A 9,412-nucleotide genomic window follows, 5' to 3' on the forward strand; every position below is an offset into this window, starting at 1 on the left:
GAACTATCCAAAAATTTGGAAATTGAAGAAAACAGATACTAATATCGATCATAGACGAGTTCCTAATCTTGAAGTTTTCTTTGAACGAAAAGGAACAAAATTAACAATTTCTAAAAATGCTTCCGATTATAAAACTGGAGAAATTGTTACTTGGATGATTGGAAATAAATTGCCACACATTGGAATTGTAACCAATAAAAAATCTTCTGATGGTAAACGACCATTGCTAGTTCATAATGTTGGTGGCGGACAAGTTCTTGAAGATTGTTTGTTTAATTATAAAATTGTTGGGCATTTTAAGTTTGGGAAGTGAGACTTTTATAAATCATAAAACAAACTATAACAATCAAAAACAAATAAAAAAGGAATAGTATTAAAAATGAAAAAAAAGCCATAATTCTTTCACCTTTATATTCATTTATATCATTAAATATCTTCCATTTTTCTCGTAATAAATTTTTTGAATCAAAAAAATTTAAAAATTCTATTATTTGTAAAAAAATCATAATTTGAATTTGATTATGTGATTTCTCCTGTGTCGAAAAGACAAACATGGATAACTTTTCTACTTCATCAACTCTTTAACTTCATCAAAATTCAATCCACCATAATTTCCAGAACTCATCAATAACAAAGCTGAATTATCAAAATTTTGATTAAATAAATATTCTTTAAAATCGGTTGGATTGGTATAAATAATTAAATCATTGCGTTTAAAAGATTGCGCAATTTGCTCATAAGAAACTTCTTCTAGTTGCTTAATTTTTACAGCATCTGGCGAATAAAAAACAACTGCAACATCTGCAGCATCAAGTGAACCTTCATATTCTTTTAAAAATTCAGCATTCAAACTGCTGTACGTATGCAATTCTAGACAAGCAATTAATTTTCTATTTGGATATTGATTTTTAACTGCTTGTGTTGTAGCAGAAACTTTACTTGGCGAATGTGCAAAATCTTTATAAGCTACTTTTCCGTTTCCTTCGGCAATTTTTTCTAGTCGTTTACTTGCACCTTTAAAATTGGCAATTGCTTCATAGAAATCGGCTTCGTCAACTCCCATATTTTGGCAAATCCATTTTGCTCCAGCAAGATTATTTAAATTATGTGCTCCAAAAACTTCAATTGGCATTGCTCCTTCTGGTGTTTCTAAAAGCGTTATTCCATCTTCAACTGTATATTTTGGTGTTGTATATGGTAATCTTCTGATGGTATTTGTAGTTTCTTCGGCTACTTTTTTAACAGTTTCGTCTTCATCATTATATACTAAAATTCCACCTTTTGTAATTTGATTTACAAATATTTCAAACTGCTCAACATAATTTTCAAATGTTGGAAACACATTAATATGATCCCAAGCAATTCCAGAAAGCAAAGCAATATTGGGTTGATACAAATGAAATTTTGGTCGTCTATCAATTGGTGATGATAAATATTCGTCGCCTTCAAGAACAATAAAATCATTGGTTTCTGTAAGATGAACCATTGTTTCAAAACCTTCTAATTGTGCGCCAACCATATAATCTACTTCTATATTATGGTAATGCATAACGTGCAAAATCATAGAAGTTATTGTTGTTTTTCCGTGTGAACCACCAATTACAACTCTAGTTTTATTTTTAGATTGTTCGTATAAAAATTCTGGATAAGAATATATTTTCAATCCCAATTCTTTAGCTTTTAGCAATTCTGGATTGTCTTCTTTGGCGTGCATTCCAAGAATTATTGCTTCTAAATCTGTAGTTATTTTTTCTGGAAACCATCCTAATTCTTCTGGAAGCAATCCTTTTTTTTCCAATCTAGATTTTGATGGTTCAAAAATAGCATCATCGCTACCAGTAACTTTGTATCCTTTGTTGTGTAATGCTAGTGCTAAGTTGTGCATTGCTGCGCCACCAATGGCTATGAAATGTGTTCTCATTTAATTTAAGTTGGAAGATAGAAGTTAGAAGATGGAAGATTAAAAACCATAATTAACAACCAAATTATTTTATATTTCTTTTTTATACAATGCTGCTTTTTCTGGCTGATTTAATTTATTTTTATATAAATCATACAATTTTTGATAAGTAACTTTAGATTTTCCAACTTCATTGGCTTTTAGATATTGCTTTTCGGCAACTTTATATCGTTTAAAATATTCTGCAATATAACCATTGGCAAGGTAACCATCAACTGGAGAAATTGCTAAAAGTTCGTTGGCATATTTTTGAGATTTTGTTTCGCTTCCGCCAAGAATTCCTGGTATTTCTAAATAGTAAACTACCAATGCCCAACGTGAATCTACATGTTTTAAATCTAGTTTAGATGCTGTTAAAAACGAACTTTCAATTTCGTCTAGCATTCCCATTGCTTTAAATTTATTAACCGTTTTGGCTTTCATACCAAGTGCACCACCATATTTATAGTGATAATTAGCTGTTTTAGGAAATGCTAATTTCAAAATTTTATAGTGCTTAATTGCTTCTGTCCATTTTTTTTGTTGACCAGCAATATCGCCAAGCATTTCTATAGTTTTATAATCTTTTGGATGCATTTTTAAATGAGATTCACAAAGTTCTTTAGCTTCTGGAAGTTTTTTTTGATTGAATAATTTCTCTGCTTTTTCATAATCAGATTGTGCTGAAACTGAAACAGAAAAAAGTGCAACTAAAATATAAATTAATTTCATCAGTTATAATAAAGTTCAAAAATAAGAAAATGAATGCAGTTGAAGTAAAAAAACTATATAATTGTAAAAAAATAATTTACTTTCCAACCTTTCTATAAAAATCATACTCTATATATGAAACTACATTTTATGAAAAATAGTATACTACTTTTATTATTGTTTATTTATACTACAACTTTCTCTCAAAATTACGAATCAGATTGGAAGGAAGTTATTCAATATGAACTTAACGGAAAAACAGAATCTGCCAATAAAGCTGTTTTAGAAATTTATAAAAAAGCCAATCGTAAAGATAATGATGCTCAAATTATTAAGTGCTTTTTTTATATCTCAAAATTCAAACAAGTATTTGAAGAAAATGTTAAAGGAGACATTTTAAATGATTTAAAAGATAAAATTAAATCAAGTTCTAAACCTAACAAAGCTCTTTTAAACACTATTTATGCCAATTTACTTCAAAATTATTTAGATGCAGAGCATTATCAAATTAATAATCGCACCAATTTACAAAATCAAAAATCTAAAGATTATGCTACTTGGACTGTGAAAGATTTTCAAGATGAAATTGATTTAGCATACCAAAATTCTATTGAAAACAGTGACAAGCTTCGTGAAGTAAAGATTAAAGAATATGATGCAATTTTTACAATTTCTCCAAATTCAGATTCTGAAAAAATATCTTTATATGATTATGTTTCAGAAAAATATATAAGTCATTTTCAAAATAAGGTAAACAACTATTCTGTTAGAAATAATAACTTACAATTAATTTTGTTTCAAGATGCAGCTACATTTCAAACTTTTAATTGCAAAGAAATTGAAGACAAAAATTTAAAAAACATAATCACATTATTTCAGGAAAATGAAAAACAATATCTGCAAAAAAAAGATGATCGTTTGGGAATTGCAGTTTTGCAACGCTTTAATTTTATTAATGGTATATATGGAAAATCTGAACTCTATTACACTGCTATTGAAAAATTAGAAAAACAATCAACCAATATTTATTTGACACAACAATTAAAAGCGAAACGTGTTTTACATTATTCTGAAAGAACTCAAAAAAATGAAATTTCTTATTATGACAAAGCAATTGCACTAACGGATTCTATTTTAAAAACAGATGTCAATCCGACTGCGATGGCAGAAGCAAACAACTTAAAAATTAATATTTTAAGTAAAAAATTGTCTATAAATTTAAAGAAAACTATTTATCCAAATGAAACAATTCGTGCTTTAGTAAACTATAAAAACGTAGATTCTATTGTAATTAAATGCTATAAAATTCCAACTAATTTTAATATCGAGAACTATTACAATCAATCTAATATTCAAGATTCTATTGTATTAAATTATATTTCTAAACATTTTTATTTTCAAAAATATACTAGAAAACTTCCTGAAAAAACAGATCATTTTGATTATTCTACAGAAATTTTGTTAGAAAAATTAAACGTTGGAAATTATTTATTATTAATAGAAACTCAAAATAATGAAGGTGAAAAATTAGCTTTTACTTATGAAAAAATTACGGTTACTTCTATTTTACCAATTTCTGATACTGAAGCTAAAGATGATGTGTTGTTTGTATTGGATAGAAAAACCGGAAAGCCAATAGAAGGATTAAAAGTTATAAATAATAAAAAATCTTATTTGAGTAATGCAAGTGGAAAAATAGCAATTCCAAAGGAAAAATATATTCCAAGCTATGTAGAAAAAAAATATGATAATCAGTTAGTTTTTATAAAAGAAAATGACACCTTATTAGATAATTACAACAGAACTTTTATTTATGATAGCAATGATACTAATGATGATGAATACGATAATTATCAAGCCAAAGCAATGGTTTTCTTTGATAGAGCAATTTACAGACCAGGACAAAAAATGTTTTATAAAGCGGTTATGGTTCAAAATAAAGATGGTGTAAAAAGTATCGTTCCTAACCTTACAGTTCACATAGAAATTGAAGATGTAAATGGAACTACTTTAAAAGAATTGGATGCAAAAACTAATGAATTTGGTTCTATTTCTGGTGAGTTTGATATTCCTAAAAATGGTTTAACAGGAGAATTTATGCTTACAATTGAAGAACCAGATAATATTGAAAATGATAAAGAATATTATAATAAAAAAGAAGACGAACATAAATTTTGGGACAATGTAGATTATAATGATTATAACGATTTTACTTTTAATGTTGAAGATTATAAACGTCCAACATTTGAAGTAACTTTTAATAAAATTAAAGAAAATTTTACTGTTGGCGATGTTATTACCATTACAGGAAATGCTAAAACTCTTGCAGGAAGCAATCTTAGTAATGCCAAAGTTGCTTATGATATTTCTAAAAATATTTATTTAAAAAATGATAGTAGCGACAATAACTCAAATTATATTCAAAACGAAATTACAACTGATGGAAATGGCGATTTTAAAATTCAATTTACTACAGAAGAAGCTCAAATTTCTAAAGATTCTATTTCTAGTATTAATTTTTATATAGACATAACTGTAACCGATTCTGGTGGAGAAACTAAAACTGCTTCACAACGTGTTTATGTTGGTGAAAAAATGTTGCAACTAGACATTAAAATGAATAGAAATCTAGATATTGACAATGATAATAGTTTAACAATTGTAAGTACAACACTTAATAATTTTCCGATAGATAGCAAAGGAGAAATTGAAATTATTTACTTAGAAAGAAAGCAATTTTTAAAACAAAGACAATTTGAAGTTCCAGAAATTAAAAGTATTTCTAGAGAAGAATTTGAAAAATTATTCCCAAACGAACCTTATGATGAAACTGATACTGATGTAAAACAAATTGCAATAAAAACTATAAAATTTGATACTAAAGAAAGTAACCAAATTAATTTAGATTTTTTAAAAACATTAAAACTTGGGCAATACAAAGTAATTGCTAGAGCATTAGATTCTAAAAATAATAAAATACAAACAGAAGATAGTTTTACGACTTTATCTATTAAAAATCCCGATGATATAGGAAGCTTATTTACTGTAATAAATATTTCAAAACCCAATAGTGATGTTACAGAAATCGAAATTCGCTCTCAAATAAAAGATTTGTTTATAAATACTAGAACGTATAATGGAAACAATTTAACTAATTTTTCTCAAATTCAACTTGTAGATGGCATTGGAAAATTGGTTTCCAAAAACTCAAAAACTGCTAAAGAAAATGTAACTTTTTACTTTTTATCCGTTTGGGATAATCAAGTTGTAACTAAAACAGAAGTTATTAGAAAAGAAATTTTAGAGAAAAAAATTCTGTTGGAAGCAATAAGTATGCGCAATAAAATTGAACCAGGAAGTACAGAAAACTGGTCGTTTAAAGTTTTGGACAATAAGCTTGAAGCTGAAATTTTAGCAAGTATGTATGACAGTTCGCTAGACCAATTTAGCCAAAGAGATTGGGAGAATGTGTACTTTAGTGATTATGGATATGACAACATTTCTTATCCTAGTTTTTCTAACCAGTCTAATTCTAGAACAACTATTGATAATTTTACTTTTTATAGAAAATATTATTCTCAATTTTCTAGAAGTACAATTTTAAAATGGTTTGGATTTAATTTTTCAAATCCAAATAATGAATATACAAAAAAAGAATACTTAAATGAAATAACTAAGATTTCTAAAATTCCTCAAAATGCAAAATATGTTTATGGAGTTGTAAGTGATGTTAGTGGACCAATTCCTGGTGCAAATGTTATTGTGAAAGGAACAAATCGTGGCACTCAAACCGATGTTGATGGGAACTTTGCGATTGAAGCAGCATCGAATGAAACTTTGGTTATAAGTTTTATTGGATTACAAAATGAAGAAGTAAAACTAACAAATTCTAGAAAGTTTACTATTGTATTGAAAAATGATTCTCGAGAACTAAATGAAGTTTTAGTTATGAGTATGGGAATAAAAAAGGAATTTGCATCTATTACAAGTAATTATACTATAAATTCAAGTGCAGCAGTATTTCAAGAAACTAATTTAAATATAATTCAATCACTTGCTGGTAAAGTTTCTGGATTAACGATTTCTGATAATGATGAAAAAGGTTATAAAATTATTTTAAGAGGAAACAGATCTTCTACAGGAAATAATGAAGCATTAATTGTTATTGATGGAGAAATTTCATCAGCAGAAACTTTAGCAACATTTGCACCTGAAGACATTGTAGAAGTAAGTGTTATAAAAGGCGCTCAAGGTGAAGCATTATATGGATCGCAAGGTGTAAATGGAGTTATAATTGTATCAACAAAAAAACTATTTCAAGATGTTGCTAAAGTAAAAACTAGAACTAATTTTAATGAAACGGCTTTCTTTTATCCAAATTTAAAAACGGATACAGATGGAAAAATTTCTTTTAGTTTTACAACTCCAGAATCGTTAACCAAATGGAAATTACGCTTATTTGCACACAATAAAAAAGCTGAAGTTGGTTATTTTCAATCGGAAATTATAGCTCAAAAAGAAGTTATGATTATGCCAAATATGCCAAGATTTGTTAGAGAAAAAGATACTATTGTAATTTCTGCCAAGGTTATAAATATGACTAACGAAGGTAAATCTGGTGTGGCAATGTTACTTTTATATGATGTAACAACCATGAAAACTATTGATGCAATAACCTTAAACACCAAGAATTCTAGAAACTTTATTTGCAAACCTAAAGAAAGTGTGCCTGTAAATTGGACCATTACAATTCCAGAAGGTTTGCAAGGTTTACAATACAAAATTGTAGCAAAAAGTGGCAGTTTTACCGATGGTGAAGAAAATATTTTACCTGTTTTAAGCAATAAAATTTTAATTACAGAAAGTATTCCGCTTTGGGTTAGAGAAAATACTAAAAAGGAAGTTATTTTTGATAATTTAAAAAATAATACTTCATCAATTCTTAAAAATCATTTGTTTACATTAGAATATACTTCCAATCCGGTTTGGTTTGCTATTCAATCATTGCCTTATCTGATGGAATATGAACACGAATGTGCCGAACAAACCTTTGCCAGATATTATTCTAATTGTACTGCAACAGAAATTATAAATAGTAGTCCAAAAATTGCAGATTTATTTGAATCTTGGCGAAAAGAAGGTAATGTAAAATCTAAATTAGAAATGAATGCTGAATTAAAATCTATTTTACTTGCAGAAACTCCATGGTTTTTTGAATCGAATGAAAATGCTAGAAACAAACAGCTTGCTATATTGATGGATTTGAATACGCTTAAAGAATCTACTGATAAAACTTTGAAAAAATTAGAACAAAAAATACTTCCTAATGGTGGATTTCCTTGGTTTGATGGCGGAAATGAAAATGTATTTATAAGTCAGCACATTCTTTCTGGAATTGGTCATTTAAATAAAATGTTTCCAAAATCGGAAGCTAAATATGATGCAATAATTAGCAAAGGAATTCCGAATCTTGATAGACAATTTTTAGAAATTTCGAAACTAAGAGAAGAGAAAAAAATGTATTATGGATATAACGATTTTCAATATTTATATACTCGTAGTTTTTATTTAAAGAAATTTCCTTTATCATCAGAATTAGAATCTTTAATAAAAGTGCAATTGGAAGTTGTAAAGAAAAATTGGCTAGAGTATTCATTGTATCAAAAGGCGATGCTGGCTTTAATTTTAAATCGATTTAATGAAGTTGATTTTGCTAAAAAAATTGTTAATAGTTTTAAAGAAAATGCATCACACAATGTTACTGATGGAATGTATTGGATAGAAAATAAAAATAGTTATTACTGGTATCAATCTCAAGTAGAAACTCAAGCTTTATTAATAGAAGCTTTTTCTGAAATTGATAATGATAAAAAAACAATTAATGAAATGAAAGTTTGGTTGATAAAAAATAAACAAGCTAATAATTGGTCTACAACTAAATCAACAACCGAAGCAATCTATGCCTTGATGCTTGAAGGAACAGATTGGACTTCGATAAAAGACAACACTAAATTTAAAATTGGAAGTGAGAAAATTTTATCAAAAAAATTGACCGAAAAAGATAAAGAAGCTGCAACTGGTTACATAAAAATGAATTGGAAAGAAGACGAAATAACTAAAGAAATGGCAAGTATTTCGATAGAAAATAAATCGGATATTCCAGGTTATGGCGGTATTTATTGGCAGTATTTTGAAGAATTAGAAAATGTAAAAAGCAATACTACTACAGATTTAATGATTTCTAAAGAACTGTTTAAAAAGGTAAAAACTACAGAAGGAGAAAAATTGGTTGAAATTGCAAATGAAAAATTAAAACTAGGCGATTTACTAACTGTTAGACTAATTATAAAAACTGAAAACGATTTAGAATTTGTTCATTTAAAAGATTTAAGAGCTTCTTGTTTTGAACCAGTTGATGTATTATCTGGATACAAATGGCAAAGTTTAAGTTATTACATGAGTACAAAAGATGTAGCAACCCATTTCTTTTTTGATATTATTAAAAAAGGAACTTATGTACTAGAATATGATGTGAGAATAAATAATTTAGGAAATTTTAATAACGGAATTGCAACTTTACAAAGTATGTATGCTCCAGAGTTTAGTGCTCATTCTGATTCTAGTAAAATAAAAATTAGTGAATAAATTTTGATTTATTTATAACTAAAAAAACCTCCTCAATTACTTGAGGAGGTTTTATCATTATTAAAGTTGTTACAACTATCTTTTTATCACTCGTAGTGTTTGTGTATCGCTTGCTTG

The 9,412-nt window shown here is 27.5% G+C and carries 4 protein-coding genes; 2 read left to right on the forward strand and 2 right to left on the reverse strand.

All coding sequences use genetic code 11. The annotated features are described in order from the left end of the window. Positions 1–313, forward strand: a 313-nt coding sequence (locus ACH2BC_RS02870; protein WP_395052478.1) for a DUF1287 domain-containing protein, incomplete at its 5' end; no start/stop codon positions are given. A gap of 252 nt (positions 314–565) precedes the next feature. Here ACH2BC_RS02870 and murC read toward each other — a convergent pair. Further along, positions 566–1,921: a UDP-N-acetylmuramate--L-alanine ligase gene (murC, locus tag ACH2BC_RS02875; protein WP_395052479.1), complete on the reverse strand. Its 1,356-nt coding sequence runs from the start codon at positions 1,919–1,921 to the stop codon at positions 566–568. Positions 1,922–1,990: 69 nt separating this feature from the next. Continuing rightward, positions 1,991–2,671, reverse strand: a complete 681-nt coding sequence (locus tag ACH2BC_RS02880; RefSeq protein ID WP_395052480.1) for a tetratricopeptide repeat protein — start codon at positions 2,669–2,671, stop codon at positions 1,991–1,993. 129 nt (positions 2,672–2,800) lie between these two features. Between ACH2BC_RS02880 and ACH2BC_RS02885 the strand changes: the two genes are divergently transcribed. Next, complete coding sequence (locus ACH2BC_RS02885; protein ID WP_395052481.1) at positions 2,801–9,295, forward strand: carboxypeptidase-like regulatory domain-containing protein; 6,495 nt, start codon at positions 2,801–2,803, stop codon at positions 9,293–9,295. Positions 9,296–9,412: the final 117 nt, after the last annotated feature.

This window comes from Flavobacterium sp. (assembly GCF_043760115.1).
In the GTDB taxonomy this organism is placed as follows: Bacteria; Bacteroidota; Bacteroidia; order Flavobacteriales; family Flavobacteriaceae; genus Flavobacterium.

Excerpts from the sequence above, each read along its gene's own strand:
- ACH2BC_RS02880 (WP_395052480.1), bottom strand. The coding sequence starts at position 2,671 with ATGAAATTAATTTATATTTTAGTTGCACTTTTTTCTGTTTCAGTTTCA.
- murC (WP_395052479.1), bottom strand. The coding sequence starts at position 1,921 with ATGAGAACACATTTCATAGCCATTGGTGGCGCAGCAATGCACAACTTA.
- ACH2BC_RS02885 (WP_395052481.1), top strand. The coding sequence starts at position 2,801 with ATGAAAAATAGTATACTACTTTTATTATTGTTTATTTATACTACAACT.